Genomic DNA, 18,749 nt, shown 5'->3' on the forward strand with positions numbered 1-18,749 from the left:
GGAAGGGATCACGCCGCCGACCGCATCTTGGCGCGACGCACGTCGATTGTCTCGAGCAGCGCCTCCAGGCGCGTCTCGAGGATCTCCGGCTTGTAGAACGACTCGTCTGCGATATCCCCTTCGAAGAACATCGACGGGAGGCCGAGCTTGTCCTGCGCCGACTTTGCGAGCAGGTGCTGGGTGTTGGTGAACGCGCGGCAGGTCCGCGTCGAATGGAACACGATGCCGTCGACGCCATAATCCACGCAATCGCGATTGGTGAGATATTCCAGCGTCTTCACACCATGATTCATCGGACAGAGCAGATAGTGCTGCGCCATGCCGCGGATCGGATCCTCGGGATCGATCAGATGCGGTTCCTGCCAAAAAGCGTTGTGCGTGTATCGGCCGCAGATCACTGCCACGTCATGCTCGGCAAAGGTCCGCGCGAGCACGCCCAGCTTGTTCCAATTCATGATGCCGTCGAAATAGAGGCGGTAGCGCTCGTTCTGAATTGCTGGAATGCCCTGCTCCACTCGCATTGCGACCTCGTCGCGGATGGCGCGGAAATAGTCGACCAGTTCGTCGCTCGCGGGCAGGAAGTTGATGTGCGCGACGCTGGCGATCCAGTCCCAGAACGTCATCGGGGTGGGCGACACGCCCTTGCACATCGCCATCGCCTCGCGGCGCAGCATCGATGCCGCCTTGATCTGCCCCATGATGCGGCGCAGCGCGTCCCAGTCGAACGGGCGGCCGGTCATCTGCTCCAGGAACTCGACCAGCGCATACAGCTGCTTCGACACGAAGTCGGTCGCTTCCTCCCACTCCTGCCCGCGCAGGTACATCGCATCCGGCTTCGAGCCCCACAGGAACGGCATCGAGATGTTGAAGATCGGCACTTCCTTGCCGAAGACCCGATAGGTGATCTCGTCCCATTGCTGCCCGGTGCTGCACCCGGCATAGGCGTTGACGAAGAAGTTCGGCACAGGGAGCTTGCTCGCGAGATGCTCGCGATCCGCTTCGTTCACGATGCCGTTCTTGGCATCTTCAGCGCCCTTCTTTGCAAGGACCGCACAGCCCAGATGCGTACGTGCATAGGAACAGAGCTCGTCGACATAGCCATATTCCTTGCCGGCCAGCTGCGCTGTCTTCTCCAGCCGCTGCGCCGCGAGCCGGGCAGAGAACGCCTCGCCATGCACCCATTCGATACCGGCGGCCTGGAAGAACGGATTGACCGCGTCGCCATTGTACCAGACGACCTGCGCGCCTCGCTCGCGTGCCGTGAAGATGTTCTCCCAATAATCGCTGACCATATGCCGACCCGCAGCATTCGCGGCCAACCTGGTGGTCTTGTCGGTTTGCACGGCGGCCTGAACCATGGTGGATACTCCTAGGCGATCGGACTGAGGTTAGGGGTGAGTTGCGCGGCGCTCCTGGCCGGGGCTGATCGCTTGCGATGAACGCGCTCGAACAACGCTTCCAATCGGGTGCGGATCGTCTCCTCCGGCACGCCCTCATGCTCGGTCTCCAGCAACAAATGCGGGACCTCATGTGCGTCAAGACCGCGCCGCAGCTCGGGATAGTAAAGCATGTGCGGTTCGCAGAACTTGGCCATCAGCACGATGATGGCCTCTGCCCCGCTACGCTGCGTCGCGCGGAGCAGATAGCCGTCCCAATCGACGTCGTTCTGCACGCGCGTAGGACAGGGAACAGCGGTATTCCGGTCGAGATACCAGCGGGTCAGCGCGTCGATCGGTTCGATATCCTCGGGCGCATCGGTCGAGATGAAGCGGAAGCCGTGGTAGAGATCGTCATCCACGACCAAGCCGCCCGCATCCTCGATCAGATCAAGCAATTCGACCTGCGGGGCGTGGCAGAAATGACCGGACAAATGAACCTTGACGCGCGAACCGTCCTGCACCAGCGGCGCTGCGGCAAGGTGCAACCGGCGCAGCAAGGCCGTGTGTTCGCGCACGTCCATGACCATGCTGGACTTCACGATCGCCTGCAGGTCGCTGGCCGTGACCCAGATACGCCCCTCCCGCCTGGCCGCGAAAATCTCGCGCTGGAGCCGGCGGTTCTCGTTGCGTGCCGCGATGCTGCGGCGCAAATCGTCCGGCGTCACCGCTCGCCCGACGAACTCGCTCAGTTCGGCGACCAATGTCTCAAGGCTGCGTTTCGCTTCGCCGAAGCTCCAGGGATCGCCCATGGCGGAGATGAGCTGGCTGAAGAAGAGCGGCTTGTCGGGATAGAAAGCGCGGATCACGTCCGCCGCGCCAAATAGCTGGATGCAATGGTCGGCGAAGACGAAGCCGTCATATCCACCCATTCGCTGCAGGCCCGCTTGGTCGGCGAGGTTGCGGGTATAGCCGCAGTTGAACTCGACCAGCAGCGTATTGCCGACCGTGATCGGCTCGCGAGTCTCCTGGATGATGACTGGAAGCGCACCGCACGCATCGACGATCTCGAGCGGCAGGTTCATCGGGAGGACGCCCAACACCCGCCGTCCCGACTGCCGCTTCCATTCCGTTACATAGGCGGAGGGATCGGCTGCGACTTCACGCAGCCGCGTGAGCGGAGCGCCCGCATTGAAGGTCGCGCCGATGTCGGTTCGGTCCATTTGAATATCTGCGCCTGCCATCATCCCATCCGCCGACTTTATGCCGCCATCTCTTTAATGAGCATCACTCACACAATTTGCAAGCCCGCCATCGTTTGATTTCCCTCACAGATTATGGGTCCAGCCAATCGCAACGCGGACTATTAAGTATCTCTCAACTAGGCTGATCCCGATGAACGGCGCATCAGCCCGTATGACTCTGGTCGGTCGCACGGCCCGTCATCAGCATCCACGACAGGATCGCGATCACGACCGTACAGGCGCCGACCAGCGCCCCAAGAACGAGAAACACGCTGTCACGCGAGGCTGCCGAACTGATCAGCGCCGCACCGAGTGCGGGTCCAAGCAACGATCCCAGTCGCCCCACGCCGATCGCCCATCCTACCCCGCGGCCTTGGAACTGCGGCGGGTAGAACGATGCAGAGAACACCATCAACGCGATCTGTCCGCCGATCACTGCGATCCCTAGGATCAACAGGCCAGCGGAAGCGACCCATCCGCTGGCCGGGCCAAGAACATGAATGACCAATGCCGCTACCGTGCCAAGCGCGTAGAGTGCCCCTAATATCGGGCCCACCGACCATCGCGCAGCGGCGGCGGCGAAGCCAAGCGTGCCGATGATCGATCCCACATAGATCACCGACCCGCTGACCGCTGCGTCGGCAGCAGAGAGCCCGGCCATCGTGAGGATTGAGGGTAGCCAGTTGAGCAACAGGAAGGTGGCCGTGAACCCGAGCAACATCGCGACCCAGAGCATTGCGGTTCGCACGCCGCGCCCGTGGCCGAACAAGCCGCCGCGCTGTTGCTCGGCTTTATCGACACTAGATGCGCTGGGTGTAAGCGATGGAAACATGATGGCGAGCGCGACTGCGAGCGCCAGTGTGATACCGCCGCTGATGATGAAAAGCAGCGGCCAATTGCCCGACGCTAGCAATCGAGAGCCGACCAGCGATGCTATGAGATATCCGCATGGTGCGCCGACATAGACGACTAAGGCCAGTCGGGAGCCGCGAGCGCCTGCAGCGAGGCTTGTGCAGATCGCAATGATGCAGACAAGCGCGCCGCCGACGCCGGCTCCTCCGAAGAAGCGCACGACGCTGAGCAGCGCGATGCCTCCGGTGAAGGGGACGGCCAGAGTGGAGAACCCGACCGTCGTGACAGCTACCAGCAATGTTGTCTTCCGCCCCACCTTGTCGGCTGCCCAACCAGCCAGAACCGACCCGACGACCAGTCCAGCGGAGAAGGCAACGAGCGCAGGACCGAAAGCGGCCAAGGGCAAGTCCCAGTCTTTGGCAATCAGCGGCACGGCAATCGCCAGCGTCTGGGTATCGATACCGTCCACCAGAGCTGCCACGAAGCAGAACGTGAGGACACGTAGATTTAACTTCGGGCTCGATGCCGAGTCCCCGCTCCTGAGCGCTTCGCGCATTTGCCTCTCCCAGCAGCATCGCGCCACCTATCCGGCACAATAAGGGGGAAGCCGTAAACTAGTAAACCATTTTACGACGATCGAACACTATCGGAACGCCACAAGACAGAACCTGCGGCAGCGAGTTCCAAGGCAAGGAGCCTGCGACCCCGCCGTGTCATCACAGAGAGCGATCACAAGTCGCCTTTGGAACGTACTGCGTTAGCGATAGGAATGGTCGCGCTCACTAAGCCCCGAGCGAAGCGCCTGCTGTCCGGGCTTATCATATGCGGCATCTGCGGGTCGAACTTCACGATCAGCGGCAAGGACTGTTATCGCTGTGCCGCGGAGAAAAAGCGACAACATCGACCTGTCAGGGTCAATAAAGCGGCGCCTCAAGCGCATACGACCGAAGATACTTTTCATTGTCCTGCTTATTCTGGTCCCACCCTCTCAGGAGTTAAGATCTCCGACGAACCGGCGGTGTTCGATGATGGCGAACATTTTTGCTGGTCATGGCTGTCGTTGACGCGCGCAGGAAATCAACGGTTGGCAGCATTGCTGGGCCATGGTTCTTGTGGCGCGATTGATAGACGGCCAGACTAAGATCGAGCAGCGTTTACTCAAATTTCCTGTGTGAGCGGTGCCTGCTGATTTCGGTGGTCGAGTCGCCGACGAGAGAAACCGGCTGAATGGAGCCAGGCTCAAATTGCAGAAGTAGCCGGGTTGCGGCGTGAGACGATCTCCCGATTAGAGCTGGGTCGCTGCATACCGGTAGCGGAGACCGTATTCCGTCTGGAACCTGCTTTGGATCTTGAGCCCGGCTCCCTGTGCCTGGATGGCTGGGATGGGCACCCCTAAACGACACAAATCTGGGGCCAGCATCACGCCGGCGACGGCGACAGCTCAAGCTGTCGCTCTCTGTTGTGGCGAGCAAAGCTGGTGTCAGTCCCGCGACCCTTTCCCGCTTCGAGCGAGAGGACGGCACCACTCCATCGCTCGTTCGCACTGAACTAACGGAGCTAGAAACTCAGTTCCAATTTCCAGTTCGGAAGGAGTTGGCCACTGCCCTGGGTTTCGACAGCCTGGAAGCATACACGGGCTGGTGCGCGCGCCGTGAGTAACACGGCATTGATGCTTGCAATGCTGAGCGACGACACACCGCAATCCGACTCGAAATCGCCGCGGCCACCGGCGCGGAACATCGGTTCTTACCGCACTTTTACCGCACCGCAACTGGTCGAAGCATGTATCGAGGTCAACAAAAAGCACGCTAACTCATTAAAATAGCAGTCTTTGTCATGGTGGGCGTGGCGAGGATTGAACTTGCGGCCCCTGCGATGTCCACACTGTACTTGCATTGCCGGGGCGCACCTAGCGACGATCATCGCTAAGAGCGATGAATGCAGCTATTGACGCCCCCGGCAAAGATGTCGACTATAAGGACTAGAAGTCGCACGAATGGCGTTCGACGTGTACAGAGAATGGGTACAGAGGCTCTCCTGCACCGTCTGAAAATCGGCGGATTCCCACCATTTCGCAGACTTCGAGGCCCCTCCCGTAGGGGTCACCAGCGTCAAGCGAGAAATGGCAGAATTGCGCCATTGCAGATGACCTGGCTAAAGCGGCTCCCACTTTTTGTCCCGCACTTCTTCGTCACTTCGGGACATTGCGGGACGATCTGGCCCGACAGCCTTCAACAAACTCATGCAACTTCCACTACCGCGTCGATCTCCACTGCGACGTTTCGCGGTAGACGATACACGCCGACACTCGACCGGGCGTGGCGACCGCGTTCGCCGAAGATTTCGACCATCAAGGACGAAGCACCGTTGATCACTTGCGGGATCTGCGAAAAATCGCTCGCGCACTGAACAAACCCGCCCAGCTTTACGACGCGCACGACGCGATCGAGATCGCCCTCCAATGCCGCATTCATCTGCGCGAGCAGGTTGATACCGCACAGGCGCGCCGCCTGGATCGCCGTTTCCAGATCGACGTCTGCGCCTACGGTGCCGGTGAAGCTCACATCGTCGTTCAGCGAGACCTGACCAGAAATGTAGAGATGACTGCCGCTGATCGTCCATGGCAGATATTCGGCTTTGGGAACCAGCGGTGTTGGCAGGCGAATGCCTGCAGCGGCGAGGCGGTCAGTTATGCCGGGCATCAGCTTTCCTTTGAATCGGCGCGGTTGAGCGTGTTGTAGAGCGTCGCGCGCGAGATACCGAGCGTGTCGGCCGCAACCGACGCGCCGCCGCGCAGTTGCAACAGGCCGGAGTCGGCGAGCATGCGGATCGCTTCGCGACGCTGTTCGATGCCGAGCGCACGCGGCTCGGCGGCATGGCTCGCCGCGAAGGTTTCGAGCGCGATCCGCACCTCCGAGACGGACCGGGTGCGCAGCGTTTCGGGCACTGGCGCATCGGTGCCGGTTGCGGTCAACTGTTCGAGCACCCGTTGCGCCGAACCGAGCAGCGACACGTCCATGTTGATGCACAGCGCCGCGACGCAGCGGCCCGATGAATCCCTCAGCCCGACCGAAGTGCTCTTGGCCGGACGCCCGTTGGGAAAGCTGTTCGGATAGTTTTGCAGCACGTCCGGGAAATCGGGATCGGCCACCCGCAGCACGCCGATTTCCGTCGTGGGATCACCCAGTTTCCGGCCCGAGATCGGGTTTTCGATCAGCACCAGCGAGTTTTCGGGTCGGGTCAGGTCGTGCAGCACGACTTCGCAGGTTGGCGCGAACATGCTCGCCATCGCTTTCGCGATTTTCGCGGCCTCGCGCAGAATCAGCGCGCGCTCGCGCTCACGTGTCGTGCCGTCAAGGTCGGCATTCATCCTCGGTCTCCTCATGCATCCGGCGGGCACCGCCACTAAGCAAATTTAATCGAACAGTCCAGCTATTGACAAATAGTCTAATTCGCGCAGCATATGTTCAGCGGGGGCGCCAATCGTTGCCTCCGGGGGGCTGGAGACCGCATGGCGACGCTTGACGCAATATCGATTCCGACTTTTTCCGATGTCGAAGACGCTGCGGTGCGGCTTGCCGACATTGCGCATGTCACCCCGGTGATGACGTCGGAATATCTGGACATGCTGGCTGGAGCACAGCTGTTCCTCAAGATGGAGAGCCTCCAACGCGGCGGCGCGTTCAAGTTCCGGGGGGCCTATAACGCGCTGTCGCGGCTGGACGGTGCCGCAGCGCATCGCGGTGTGGTTGCGTTTTCCAGTGGCAACCACGCCCAGGCGGTCGCGCTGGCCGGTCGTATGCTAGGCATCCGGACGACGATCTTCATGCCGTCGGATGCGCCTGCGGCGAAGCAGGCAGCGACACGCGGCTATGGCGCCCGGGTGATCCTGTATGACCGCCGCAAGGACGATCGCGAGTGGATGGCGCGTCGCCTTGTTGAGGATGAAGGGCAGACGCTGATTCCGCCCTTCGATCATCCGCACATCATTGCGGGTCAGGGTACCGCCACGCGCGAGCTGATCGAACAGGTTGGCCCGCTCGACCGGCTGTATGTGCCGATCAGCGGCGGCGGCCTGATTGCCGGATCGGCAATCGCCGCGGCGGCGATGTCCCCGGATTGTGAGGTTGTCGGGGTCGAAGTGGCGGGCGGCGACCGCGCGCGTCGCTCGCTCGATGCCAATCGCATCGTGAAGATCGACATTCCGGATACCATCGCGGACGGCGCACAGGCACCGCAGATGGGGCCGATTACCTTCACGGCGGTGCGCTCGCTGGTCCATCGGCTGACCACCGTGACGGATGTCGCGCTGGGTCAGGCCATGCGGCTTTGCATGGAACGGATGAAGCAGGTCGTCGAGCCCACCGGCTGCATGGGACTTGCGGCCGCACTTGCCGACGCGCCGAGTGGCGCGCGAATCGGTGTGATCATCAGCGGTGGCAATGTCGATCCCGCCGTTTACGGCTACATCATCCGCGCGGGGACGGCGGTATGAGCGAAAGCGCGCCGGCCGCAACCCGTCCGCGCATGGGGCTGGCGGCCCGCTGGTTCGCCATTCCGCTGTGGGTCCGCATCCTGGCCGGGCTCGTGCTCGGGGCAATCGCCGGGCTGATCTGGGGCGAGGGCGCGACCAGCCTGCGCTGGGCGGGCGACATGTTCGTCCGGCTGATCCGGATGCTGGTCGCTCCGCTGATCTTCGTGACCATCGCGTCTGGCGTCGCAGCGATCGGCGATCCGAAACGACTGGGCAGCATCGGCGGCCGCGCCATCGGCCTGTATGTCTTCACGACCGCAATCGCGGTCACCGTCGGCCTTGCGATGGGGACATTGTGGCAGCCCGGTATGGGCGCCGACCTGGCCCATTCGGTGCCGCGTGACCTTGGCGCGATCAAGGCACCCGCCGATATCTTCCTCGGCATCATTCCGGCCAATCCGATCGAGGCGCTCGCCAATGGCGATACGCTGGCAATCATCTTCTTTGCGATCTTCCTCGGCTGCGGCGTGATCGTCGCAGGCGAGGCGGGCCAGCCGGTCAAGGCGTTGCTCGATTCGGCGAGCGAGGTGATGCTCAAGCTCGTCGGCTTCGTCATGGAGGTCGCACCGTTCGGCGTGTTCGCGCTGATCGCCGTGGTGATGGGGACCAGCGGACCCGACACGTTCCTGTCGGTGTTTAAACTGGCGCTGTGTGTCTTGTCCGGCGCACTCGTCCAGACGCTGATCGTGCATGGCGGGTTGATCCGGTTGGCGGCGTGGTTGCCACCGGTGCCGTTCTTCCGCGGTGTGATGGACGCGATCGTCGTCGGCTTTTCGACCTCGTCCTCATCCGCGACCCTCCCGGTCGCAATCCGTGTGGCGGAGAAGAATCTGGGCATCAGCCCTAGTGTCACCTCGACCGTATTGCCGCTCGGCGCAACGATCGGGATGGATGGCGCGGCCATGTATGTCGCGATGCTGACGATGTTCGCGGCACAGGCATTCGGCATCCCGATGGGGCCAGAGACCTATCTGGTCGCGGGCATCACCACGGTGCTGGTGGCGATGGGCATCGCGCCGGTGCCGTCGGGATCGCTGTTCGTGCTGGCCGCCGTGCTCGCAGCGATCGGGGCGACCCCGGCCCAGACCGCGATCCTCGTCGGGTTCATCCTGCCGTTCGACCGCATCCTCGACATGATCCGCATCATTCCGAACGTCACCGCCGATCTCGCGATCGCGACCACGGTCGCGCGCTGGGAGGGCGAGATCGACGTCGCCGAATATCAATCCGCTCGCGATGTTTAAGGGGAATTTGCCGATGCGCCTGATGCGCCACCTCACCCATTGGACCGCGCTGCTGGCCATGCTCGCCGCGCCGGTCGCACCGGCCTGGAGCCAGTCGCGCCAGCTGCTCGAATATCCCAGCATCCGATCGCCCGTCGTCGGGACACGCGGGATGGTGGTCAGCCAGAACGAGATCGCGACGCAGGTCGGTATCAAGGTGCTGCGCGCAGGCGGCAATGCGATCGATGCGTCGGTCGCGGTCGCCTTTGCGCTGGCGGTCACGCTGCCGCGCGCGGGTAATATCGGCGGCGATGGTTTCATGACCATTTATGACGCCAAGAGCGGCCAGACCAGCGTGATCGATTTTCGCGGTGTCGCGCCGCTGGCGGCCCGGCTCGAGATGTTCGTCGATGACAAGGGTGAGGAAACCCGCGTCGCGAGCTTCGGGTACAAGGCGCCGGACGTGCCCGGCACCGTTTCGGGGCTTGAGCTGGCGCACCGCAAGCACGGCAAGCTGCCCTGGGCCAAGCTGGTCGAGCCGGCCATCGCACTGGCCGCGGACGGGGTCGTGCTGTCGCCCGACGAAGCCTTTGTGTTCAGCTGGGGCAAGGAACGGCTGTCGGTGTCGGAGTCGGGCCGCCGTACTTTCTACAAGCCCGATGGCAGCCTCTATGTTGCCGGAGAGGTGATGAAGCAGCCCGAACTCGCCTGGTCGCTGCGCGAAATCGCGCGAGACGGGGCCAAGGCCTTCTACACCGGTGAGATCGCCAAGCGGATCGCGGCCGATATGGCGAAGCATGGCGGACTGATCACCCTCGCCGATCTGGCCGCCTACAAGGCGGTCGAGCGCGCCCCGCTGGAGGGCAGCTATCGCGACGTCCAGATCAAGACGGTGCCGCCGGCCAGCGCCGGTGGTGCGACGCTGCTCGAAATCCTCAACATCCTCGAGAATTTCGACCTGGCGTCGATGCCGCTCGGGTCCGCCCAGTCGCTTCACGTGATGAGCGAGGCGATGAAGATCGGTTACATCGATCGCTATCGCCATCTGGGCGACACCGATTTCGTCCGGGTTCCGCTCAAGGGCTTTACCTCCAAGGCGTTTGCGGCCGAGCGCGCGAAAAAGGTGTCGCTGACCCAGGCATCGAAGCGCGTGGATCAGCCGGCGGGCGATCCTTGGGCGCATGAAAGCCCCAACACCACCCATTTCTCGGTCGTCGATGATCAGGGGAACGCGGTGTCCTTCACCTACACGCTCGGCGCCGATTTCGGATCGGGCGTGATGATCGAAGGCACCGGCATTCTGATGAACAATCAGATGAACAATTTCGACCATGAAAGCGCATGGCGCGCGATCCGCGCGGGACAGCCTTTGCCCCCCAACGCCATGGCCCCGGGCAAGCGGATGCTATCGACCATGGTTCCGAGCATCCTGTTCAAGGACGGCAAGCCCTGGCTGATCGTCGGAACGCCGGGCGGCGGCACGATCATCACCACCGTCGTGCAGATCATCGTCAACACCGTCGACTATAAACTCAACGTGGCAGAGGCCACGCATCACCCGCGCATCTTCCAGAACAACACCGACACACTGCAGGTCGAACCCAATTTCAACCCCGACACTTTGGCGCTGCTGAAAGCCAAGGGGCACCGGATCCGATCCGACCAGACGATGGGCAGCGCCCAGTCGATCATGATCGAAAACGGTCTGATCCTTGGCGGTGCCGATCCGCGCCGTCCGGGCGCGCTGGCGGTGGCACAATGATGCGGCGCGTACTGACCGCGCTGCTGGGAACGGCGCTTGCCATCCAGCCCCTCGCCCATGCGCAGGCGCAAACGCCCGCACGTCGCGCGCCGACCGCCCCTGCCGCGACACTGCCTGTCAGTCCGGGCATCTTCGTGTCGGCGGCGCGCCCGCTGGCGGTGGAGGCCGGGCTTCAGGTGCTGCGCCGGGGGGGCAGTGCTGCGGACGCCGCGGTCGCCGTCCAGGTGATGCTGGGGCTGGTCGAGCCGCAAAGCTCCGGCGTCGGGGGCGGCGGCTTCCTGATGTATTACGACGCCGCGACCAAGCGTGTTTCGGCGTGGAGCGGGCGGGAGCGCGCACCCAAAGCAGCGACGCCCGATATGCTGCTGCAATCCGACGGCACCCCGATCCCGCGCAGGCAGGCGATGCTGAGCGGTCGTGCCACGGGTGTACCCGGCGTCATGTCGATGCTCCACGCAGTGCATCAGCGTTCGGGGACGCTCGATTGGGGCAGCTTGTTCGAATTCACCGCAAAGACGGCCGAGGCGGGCTTTACCGTCACCGAGCGGCTAAACCGGCACATTGTCGGGACCTTTCCGCAGGCGAGCGCGCCCGATGTCGTGGCGTTCTTCGCCAAACCCGACGGCAGCAAGGTGACGACCGGCGATACGCTCAAGAACCCGGCCTATGCCGCGTTCCTGCGCCGCATGGCGCGGCAGGGCCCCGACGCGCTGCTCAAGGGCGAGACGGCGGCGCGGATCGTCGCCAAGGTCCGCGAGGGAGCCTATCCCGGCGTGATGACGCTGGACGATCTGGCCAGCTATCAGCCGCAAAAGCTGACCCCGCTGTGCCGGGTCCATGTCCAGATCATTTGCGCGCCGCCGCCTCCGGCCAGCGGGGTCGGGCTGCTGCACCTGCTCGGACTACTCGACCGCACTGACATTGCGCGGCGCGGCCCGGCCGATCCGCAGGCCTGGTACCTGTTCGCGGAGGCGAGCCGCATCATGTATGCCGATCGCGACCGATGGGTCGGCGATCCCGATTTCACGCCGGTGCCGGTCGCGGGGCTGTTGCACCCCGACTATATCGCCCACCGCGCTAAGCTGATCGCTGAAAGGGCGGGCAAGGAACCGCCTTCGGGTCGACCGCCCGGGAGTCAGCCCGTTGGCGCCGATGCCACGCGGGAACCGGCCGGGACCAGCCATTTCGTCATCGTCGATGCCCGGGGCAACGCGATATCCATGACGACCACGATCGAAAGCTATTTCGGATCGGGCCGGATGGTCGACGGCTTCTTCCTCAACAACGAAATGACCGATTTCTCCTTCCGCCCGATCGTTGAGGAAACATCGCGTCCCTCGGCGAACGCGGTCGCGGGGGGCAAGCGGCCACGTTCGTCGATGACGCCAGTGCTGATCCTGGACCGGGAGAATAATCTGGTCGGCGCTGTCGGCTCGCCCGGGGGCAATGCCATTCCCGCTTATGTCGCCAAGACGCTGGTCGGCGCCCTCTACTGGAATCTGCCGATGCAGGTGGCGATCGACCTGCCCAACCTTGTCGCGCGCGACGCCAACTTCAACGGCGAGGTCCACGCGATGTTGCCTCAGGTTGCCGAAGGGCTGCGCGCGCGCGGCGTGGAAGTGCGCAGCGGCAGCGGCGAGGATTCCGGCATCCACGGCTTCATGATCCGCAACGGCAGATTCGATGGCGGCGCCGACCGCCGCCGTGACGGCATCGCCATATTCGAGCCCGCACCGAAACGATGATCGAATGAACGACAAGCGGCGCAAAGCCGCGCGCGTGAAGCAGGAATGAGAACAAAACCTTCTTCAGGGATGCAGAGATATGAAGATCAAAAAGAACATCCATCGCGCCGCTTGGCTGCTGTGCGGCGCATCGCTGATGACAGCCAGTACCGCGCTTGCGCAGGATAGTGCGGTCGATGAACCGTCGTCCGCCGTCGACCCCGAGCCGCAGGACGAGGAGATTGTCGTCGTCGGATCGCAGATCCGGGGATCGCGCGTCACGGACGTGTTGCCCGTGACCGTGCTGGAATCGACCGACATCGACGCGGTCGCCGCATCCAGCGGCGACGATCTGTTCCGCGCCATCCCCCAGGCGGGCGACGTCGCCTTCAACGAAAGCCGCGATGCCGGCGGGATCAACGATGCGCGCGGCGACACGGCGTCGATCAACCTGCGTGGCCTTGGCACCGGCAACACGCTGGTGCTGCTCAATGGGCGTCGCCTGGTGCTCCACCCCGGTACGCAGAGCGAGAATCTGGTTCCAGTGCAGAGCGTCAATACCAACACCATTCCGGTTCGCGGCGTGCGGCGGGTGGAGGTGCTGCGCGATGGCGCGGCGGCGATCTATGGCACCGATGCCGTGGCAGGCGTGGTCAACACCGTGCTCAAGACCCGCTTTGACGGGCTGACGGTCGATGGCGAATTCTCGATGACCGAGGACAGCGAGCAGAACGAGGCGGAGATTTCGTTCGAGGCGGGGAAGACGTTCAATGGCGGCCGCACCAACATCTCGGTGTTCGGTACCTATAACCACCGCGATCCGCTCTTCGCGCGCGATCGCTGGAACTCGCGGTCGAGCGATCTGCGCCCGCTGGTCGCCAATACCCCCTTCGCGAACGACACCGATTTCGACAATCGTTCGAACGATACGATCTGGGCCGAGTTTCAGCGACTGACCAATGCCTATGTCGCCTCGACCACAACCGCGAGCTACAATGGCACGGCGCTGACGACGAGCGGCATCTTCCACGTTCAGCCCGACAGCAACGAGGGATGTATCGCACCGGCAGGTGCCGGAGTCTGCTACGACAATAGCAGCCTGTCGACGGCCAGCACCGACAATAATCTGCGCTACGACACCAATGATGTGCGCACGATTCAGGGTCGGAACGAACGGTACAATGTCTTCGGCTATCTCAATCATGAATTCAGCGACCGCCTCGAATTCTTTGCCGAGGCGGGCTATTATCGCGGGGTTTTCGACGGCGTTCGCGAACAGGATACGTCGCTCGCCAATCAGCGCCTGATCATCCCGATCACCGCCTATTGGAATCCGTTCGGGCCGGTGGGCAGTCCCAACCGCCTGCCGCTGCTGACCGGTGTCGCGACGACCGGTGTGCCGCTTGAACTGATCGACTATCGCCCGATCGACGCGGGACCGATCCGCATCAACGTGGTCAATGAAACGACCCGGTTCCTTGGCGGCTTTCGGGGCACGATCGGCGGGTTCGACTGGGAAACGGCCGGGCTGTATTCGCGTGCCCGAACCAAGGACACGATGCACACGATCAGCCTGACCCTGTTCCAGGAGGCGCTGTCACGCACCGATGCGACGGCCTACAACCCCTTTAACGGCGGATCTCCGCAGAACCCCGCGCGTGTCGACTCCTCGCCCAATCCCCAGTCGGTGATCGACGGCTTCATGGTCGATATCTACCGGCTGTCGATCACGGACATGGCGTTGTGGGATTTCAAGCTGTCCAAGCCGAACCTGTTCACCCTACCCGCCGGCGATGTCGGGGTTGCGGCCGGTGTCGAGTATCGGCGCGAAACCTATACCGAGGATCGCGATCCCCGGCTCGACGGCACGATCACCTTTGTCGCGCTCGACGGATCGGGCAATGGCAGCGATACGATGGGGGCCAGTCCGACGCCCGACAGCGGCGGTTCGCGTGAGGTGAAGTCGGCCTTTGCCGAGCTGGCAGTGCCACTGGTGTCGCCCGACATGAACGTCCCGCTGATCCACAGTCTCAATCTGCAGCTGGCCGGGCGCGTCGAGGATTACACCGCATTCGGAACCGTCGCAAAGCCCAAGGTGGCGGCATCCTGGTTCCCTCTGCGCGGCCTTCAGTTCCGCGGTGCCTGGTCGCAGGGCTTCCGTGCGCCGAACCTGCCCCAGCAGTTCGAGCGCGGTATCCAGCGATCGAACACGCGCACAGACTGGATCAAGTGCGAGGCGGATGAGCGGCGCGGTCTGATTGCCAATTTCGACGCCTGCACGCGCAGCCAGGGTGTGGTGTCGAACCGGTCCGGAAGCGAAACGCTGAAGCCGGAGGAATCGGACAATCTCAACTTCGGCGCCACGCTGCAGGCACCGATCCCGCGCAGCCTTGGCCGACTGACGCTGACCGCCGACTTCTGGCAGATCAAGCAGCGCAACCTGATCGGGCTGTTCGGAGATAGCAACGCGCTCACGCTCGACTATCTGTTGCGGCTGAACGGCAGCGCCAACCCGAACGTGCAGCGCGCGGCGCCGACCCAGGCAGAGATCGACGCGTTTGCGGGCACCGGGCTCACGCCGGTCGGCCGCGTGATCCAGGTCATCGACAACTACACCAATCTCAGCCCGCGGACCGTGCGCGGGCTCGACTTGGCGCTGTACTACGAACTGAATGACACGCCGCTGGGCGATTTCGATGTGAAGCTGAACGCCGCGCACCTGTTCAAATTCTATCAGGAACCGGATGCGGTGCGACAGTCGCTGATCGATGCGCAAGATGGCGGGCTGATCGATCCGACGATCACCATTGCCGGGGCACAGGACCTGCTCGAGCAGGACGGGCGTCCGAAGTGGCGCGCATCCGCGACCGTCACCTGGCGACTGGGGAAGCTCGGACTTGGCTATTTCGGCTCCTATGTCGGTCCGGTCAACGACCTCGGCGCAGCATTGGCCGATGGCACGACCTGGCGCGTCGACGAACATATCACCCACAGCATCTATGGTCAGGTGAGCTTTGGCAAAAAGGACAATGCCGGCTTGATGGCGAATACCCGAATCCGGTTCGGCATCCGCAATCTTACCAACAATCTCGCGCCGCTGGCCGACAATTCTTTCGGCTATATCGGCGAACTCTACGGGAATCGTGGTCGACAGTTCTACGTGTCTGCGCGCAAGGCATTCTGACAACAACCGGGGCGGGGCCTATGCTCGGCACCGCCCCATCATAGGATGCCTCCGAAATACGCTCGTAAACCAACAACTGCCGAATGCAGGATTGGGTCACCATCCTACGGGACAATCGAGAGCGCCGGCTTTCTCGCCGGGCGTGACCTGGCTTCAATGGAAATCGCGCGAACGCGGCAGGATGCGGACATCGCGCGGATGGCGGCTTTGGACCGGGCGCGCGACTTCATCGGGGCGGCACAGCGCTGGCTGCGGCGCTTCGTCGGCGAGGTTGCGGAGCAGGTCGGTGCGATCGAACACGCGCGATGCCATCAGATGGACCACCCCTTCCTTGCTGCGCTGAACCTCACCCTCGACCACCATCAGCCGCGCGCTCATTACTGCACGGCGATTGATCTCGAACAGCCGCGCCCACAACAGGATATTGGTCACGCCGGTTTCATCCTCGATCGTGATGAAGATCGCATTGCCCTTGCCGGGGCGCTGACGGATCAGCACGACGCCCCCGGTACGCACGCGGCGTCCCGCCTTGGCCGCGCTAGTCTCGGCGCAGCTCAGCACGCCCTCTGCGCGCAGCACGGGGCGCAGAAAGGTCATCGGATGGTCCTTCAGAGAGAGGCGGATCGTCTGGTAATCCGCTGCCACTTCCTCGCTTTGCGGCATGGCGGGGAGGTCGATCACCGGTTCGGTGCCCAGTTCGCGCGCCCGCGCGGCGGCGAACAGCGGGAGCTCGCCCGACGGCGTGCGCCGCGCCTCCCACAGCGCCTCGCGCCGCGACAGGCCGAGCGATCCATAGGCATCGGCATCGGCGAGCAGCCGCAGCGCGCGCGCGGGCAGATCGGCACGGCGCGCCAGCGGCTCGATCGCATCGAAGCGCCCTTCCGCACGCGCCGCCACCAGCGCATCGGCCCAGTCCGCGCGAAACCCGTCAATCTGGCGAAACCCCAGCCGCAGCGCGAGCGCCCCCGCTGCATCGCGCTCCAGGCTATTGTCCCAGCCGCTATGGTTCACGTCGATCGCGCGAACCTCGACCCCATGTTCGCGCGCGTCGCGCACGATCTGCGCCGGGGCGTAAAAGCCCATCGGCTGCGAATTGAGCAGTGCGCAGGCGAACGCCGCCGGGTGATGGCATTTGATCCACGACGACACATAGACCAGCCGTGCGAAGGACAGCGCATGGCTTTCGGGAAAGCCGTAGCTGCCAAACCCCCGGATCTGGTTGAAACAACGCTGGGCGAAGTCCGCCGTATAGCCCTTGGCGACCATGCCATCGACCATCTTCGCCTCGAACAGCCCGATCGTGCCGACATTGCGGAACGTGGCCATCGCCCGGCGCAGCTGGTTCGCTTCGGACGGGGTAAAACCCGCCGCGACGATCGCCAGCTTCATCGCCTGCTCCTGGAAGATCGGCACGCCATAGGTCTTGCCGAGCAGGCTGCGCAGTTCATCGGGATCGTGCGGCGGCTTGGGCGAGGGAAATTCCGCCCGTTCCTCGCCGCACCGCCGCCGCAGATAGGGGTGGACCATGTCGCCCTCGATCGGCCCGGGCCGCACGATCGCGACCTGCACGGTCAGGTCATAGAGATTGCGGGGTTTCAGGCGCGGCAGCATGTTCATCTGCGCGCGGCTTTCGACCTGGAATACCCCGACGCTGTCGCCACGTTGCAGCATGGCATAGACGGCGGGATCGTCGGACTGAAGGTCGACCTCCAGTGTGTGATCCCCCTCCCCCTCCGCGCGGATCAGGTCGAACGCCTTGCGGATACAGGTCAGCATGCCGAGGGCGAGCACGTCGACCTTCATGATCGAGAGCGCGTCGATATCGTCCTTGTCCCATTCGATGAAGGTGCGCCCCTCCATCGCACCATGGTGCAGCGGCACCGTCTCATCCAGCCGGTCCTGCGTCAGCACGAAGCCGCCGACATGCTGTGACAGATGGCGCGGGAACGGCGCGGCGAGCAATTGCCCGGCCAGGTCGATCAGGCGGCGGATTTCAGGCGCTTGCGGATCGAACCCCGCCTCACTCACCCGTTTGTCGGGCCGGTCGCGGCTGAAGCTGCCCCACACGGTGCTGACGATCCGCGCGGTGACATCCTCGCTCAGCCCCAGCGCCTTGCCGACTTCCCGCACCGCGCTACGCGGGCGGTAATGGATCACCGTGGCGGCAATGGCGGCGCGGTGGCGGCCATAGCGGCGATAGATATACTGGATCACCTCCTCGCGCCGTTCATGCTCAAAATCGACATCGATGTCGGGCGGCTCGTCGCGCTCTTCCGACACGAAGCGTGAGAAGAGCAGGTCATATTCGGTGGGATCGACCGAGGTGACGCCGAGCAGAAAACAGACGATCGAATTGGCCGCGCTGCCGCGGCCCTGGCACAGGATCGGCGGCTGCTGGCTGCGCGCGAACTTCACCAGATCGTGGACGGTCAGGAAATAGCAGGCATAGTTGCGCGCGCGGATCAGCGCGAACTCTTCGGCCAGCAACGCCGTGACCTTGTCCGGCAGCACCGCGCCGTAACGCGCCTTGGCCGCTTCGATGACGATATGCTCCAGCCAGTCCTGCGCGTCCCAGCCGTCCGGCACCGGCTCATGCGGATATTCGTAGCGCAACTGATCGAGGTCGAAGCCGATGCGGCCGAGCAGCAACCCGGTCTGCGCAATCGCGTCGGGACAGGCTGCGAACAGCCGCGCCATCTCCTCGGGCGATTTCAGATGCCGCTCGGCATTGGCCTCCAGCCGCCGCCCGGCCTGGGTGATCGTCACGCCAGCCTGGATGCAGGTCAGGATATCGTGCAGCGGGCGGCAATCCGGCGTGGCATAGAGCACATCGGCGGTGGCGATCAGCGG

At 63.6% G+C, this 18,749-nt stretch carries 13 protein-coding genes and 1 pseudogene; 8 read left to right on the forward strand and 6 right to left on the reverse strand.

Annotation, left to right across the window (positions count from 1 at the left end; genetic code table 11):
- Positions 1-8 precede the first annotated feature (8 nt).
- The 3 genes from AX681_RS06320 to AX681_RS06330 form a co-directional block, all read right to left on the reverse strand.
- Entirely contained in the window at positions 9-1,358 is a 1,350-nt protein-coding gene (locus AX681_RS06320; RefSeq protein ID WP_066656972.1) for a 2-hydroxyacyl-CoA dehydratase subunit D, read from the reverse strand.
- An 11-nt stretch (positions 1,359-1,369) separates the two neighbouring features.
- Positions 1,370-2,599 (reverse strand): 2-hydroxyacyl-CoA dehydratase subunit D, encoded by a 1,230-nt coding sequence (locus AX681_RS06325; RefSeq protein ID WP_066656968.1) that lies wholly within the window; start codon positions 2,597-2,599, stop codon positions 1,370-1,372.
- Positions 2,600-2,783: 184 nt separating this feature from the next.
- Positions 2,784-4,028, reverse strand: coding sequence for an MFS transporter (locus AX681_RS06330; protein ID WP_066656965.1), 1,245 nt, complete (start codon positions 4,026-4,028; stop codon positions 2,784-2,786).
- A 213-nt stretch (positions 4,029-4,241) separates the two neighbouring features.
- Between AX681_RS06330 and AX681_RS21330 the strand changes: the two genes are divergently transcribed.
- From AX681_RS21330 to AX681_RS23620, 3 genes and pseudogenes are all read left to right on the forward strand, one after another.
- On the forward strand, positions 4,242-4,613 hold the full coding sequence (locus tag AX681_RS21330; protein WP_082737827.1) for a zinc ribbon domain-containing protein: 372 nt from the start codon (positions 4,242-4,244) through the stop codon (positions 4,611-4,613).
- Between the two features lie 78 nt (positions 4,614-4,691).
- Positions 4,692-4,868, forward strand: a pseudogene (locus AX681_RS23615) (helix-turn-helix transcriptional regulator); the annotation flags it as partial.
- Complete coding sequence (locus tag AX681_RS23620) at positions 4,838-5,131, forward strand: helix-turn-helix domain-containing protein (protein ID WP_082737825.1); 294 nt, start codon at positions 4,838-4,840, stop codon at positions 5,129-5,131. The pseudogene AX681_RS23615 and the gene AX681_RS23620, both read left to right, overlap by 31 nt.
- Positions 5,132-5,712: 581 nt before the next feature.
- On the opposite strand, the gene AX681_RS06335 is transcribed toward AX681_RS23620, so the two are convergent.
- Together AX681_RS06335 and AX681_RS06340 are read right to left on the reverse strand one after the other, a co-directional pair.
- Positions 5,713-6,174, reverse strand: coding sequence for a RidA family protein (locus tag AX681_RS06335; RefSeq protein ID WP_066656962.1), 462 nt, complete (start codon positions 6,172-6,174; stop codon positions 5,713-5,715).
- A complete protein-coding gene (locus tag AX681_RS06340) occupies positions 6,174-6,842 on the reverse strand; it encodes a helix-turn-helix transcriptional regulator (RefSeq protein WP_066656958.1) in 669 nt (222 codons plus the stop codon). The genes AX681_RS06335 and AX681_RS06340 overlap by 1 nt, the downstream gene beginning before the upstream one ends.
- 141 nt (positions 6,843-6,983) lie before the next feature.
- Between AX681_RS06340 and AX681_RS06345 the strand changes: the two genes are divergently transcribed.
- The 5 genes from AX681_RS06345 to AX681_RS06365 all read left to right on the forward strand — a co-directional run bounded on the left by AX681_RS06345 (position 6,984) and on the right by AX681_RS06365 (position 15,899).
- Entirely contained in the window at positions 6,984-7,967 is a 984-nt protein-coding gene (locus tag AX681_RS06345) for a pyridoxal-phosphate dependent enzyme (protein WP_066681951.1), read from the forward strand.
- The gene (locus AX681_RS06350) at positions 7,964-9,250 is read left to right on the forward strand and encodes a dicarboxylate/amino acid:cation symporter (RefSeq protein WP_231733725.1); all 1,287 of its coding nucleotides are present in this window, start codon (positions 7,964-7,966) and stop codon (positions 9,248-9,250) included. Before AX681_RS06345 ends, AX681_RS06350 begins: the two co-directional genes overlap by 4 nt.
- 13 nt (positions 9,251-9,263) lie before the next feature.
- Positions 9,264-10,991, forward strand: coding sequence for a gamma-glutamyltransferase (ggt, locus tag AX681_RS06355; RefSeq protein ID WP_066659584.1), 1,728 nt, complete (start codon positions 9,264-9,266; stop codon positions 10,989-10,991).
- Positions 10,988-12,736, forward strand: coding sequence for a gamma-glutamyltransferase family protein (locus AX681_RS06360; protein ID WP_231733724.1), 1,749 nt, complete (start codon positions 10,988-10,990; stop codon positions 12,734-12,736). The genes ggt and AX681_RS06360 overlap by 4 nt, the downstream gene beginning before the upstream one ends.
- Before the next feature lie 79 nt (positions 12,737-12,815).
- Positions 12,816-15,899, forward strand: a complete 3,084-nt coding sequence (locus AX681_RS06365) for a TonB-dependent receptor domain-containing protein (protein WP_066659580.1) — start codon at positions 12,816-12,818, stop codon at positions 15,897-15,899.
- A gap of 153 nt (positions 15,900-16,052) precedes the next feature.
- Here AX681_RS06365 and AX681_RS06370 read toward each other — a convergent pair.
- On the reverse strand, positions 16,053-18,749 hold a 2,697-nt coding region (locus tag AX681_RS06370), incomplete at its 5' end, for an error-prone DNA polymerase (RefSeq protein ID WP_066681953.1).

The sequence above is a fragment of the Sphingomonas sp. CCH9-E2 genome, assembly GCF_001557215.1.
GTDB lineage: Bacteria > Pseudomonadota > Alphaproteobacteria > Sphingomonadales > Sphingomonadaceae > Sphingomonas.

Bases quoted from the DNA above. Each gene is read 5' to 3' on its own strand.
- AX681_RS06320 (WP_066656972.1), bottom strand. From the start codon at position 1,358: ATGGTTCAGGCCGCCGTGCAAACCGACAAGACCACCAGGTTGGCCGCG.
- AX681_RS06325 (WP_066656968.1), bottom strand. From the start codon at position 2,599: ATGGACCGAACCGACATCGGCGCGACCTTCAATGCGGGCGCTCCGCTC.
- AX681_RS06330 (WP_066656965.1), bottom strand. From the start codon at position 4,028: ATGCGCGAAGCGCTCAGGAGCGGGGACTCGGCATCGAGCCCGAAGTTA.
- AX681_RS21330 (WP_082737827.1), top strand. From the start codon at position 4,242: ATGGTCGCGCTCACTAAGCCCCGAGCGAAGCGCCTGCTGTCCGGGCTT.
- AX681_RS06335 (WP_066656962.1), bottom strand. From the start codon at position 6,174: ATGCCCGGCATAACTGACCGCCTCGCCGCTGCAGGCATTCGCCTGCCA.
- AX681_RS06340 (WP_066656958.1), bottom strand. From the start codon at position 6,842: ATGAATGCCGACCTTGACGGCACGACACGTGAGCGCGAGCGCGCGCTG.
- AX681_RS06345 (WP_066681951.1), top strand. From the start codon at position 6,984: ATGGCGACGCTTGACGCAATATCGATTCCGACTTTTTCCGATGTCGAA.
- AX681_RS06350 (WP_231733725.1), top strand. From the start codon at position 7,964: ATGAGCGAAAGCGCGCCGGCCGCAACCCGTCCGCGCATGGGGCTGGCG.
- ggt (WP_066659584.1), top strand. From the start codon at position 9,264: ATGCGCCTGATGCGCCACCTCACCCATTGGACCGCGCTGCTGGCCATG.
- AX681_RS06360 (WP_231733724.1), top strand. From the start codon at position 10,988: ATGATGCGGCGCGTACTGACCGCGCTGCTGGGAACGGCGCTTGCCATC.
- AX681_RS06365 (WP_066659580.1), top strand. From the start codon at position 12,816: ATGAAGATCAAAAAGAACATCCATCGCGCCGCTTGGCTGCTGTGCGGC.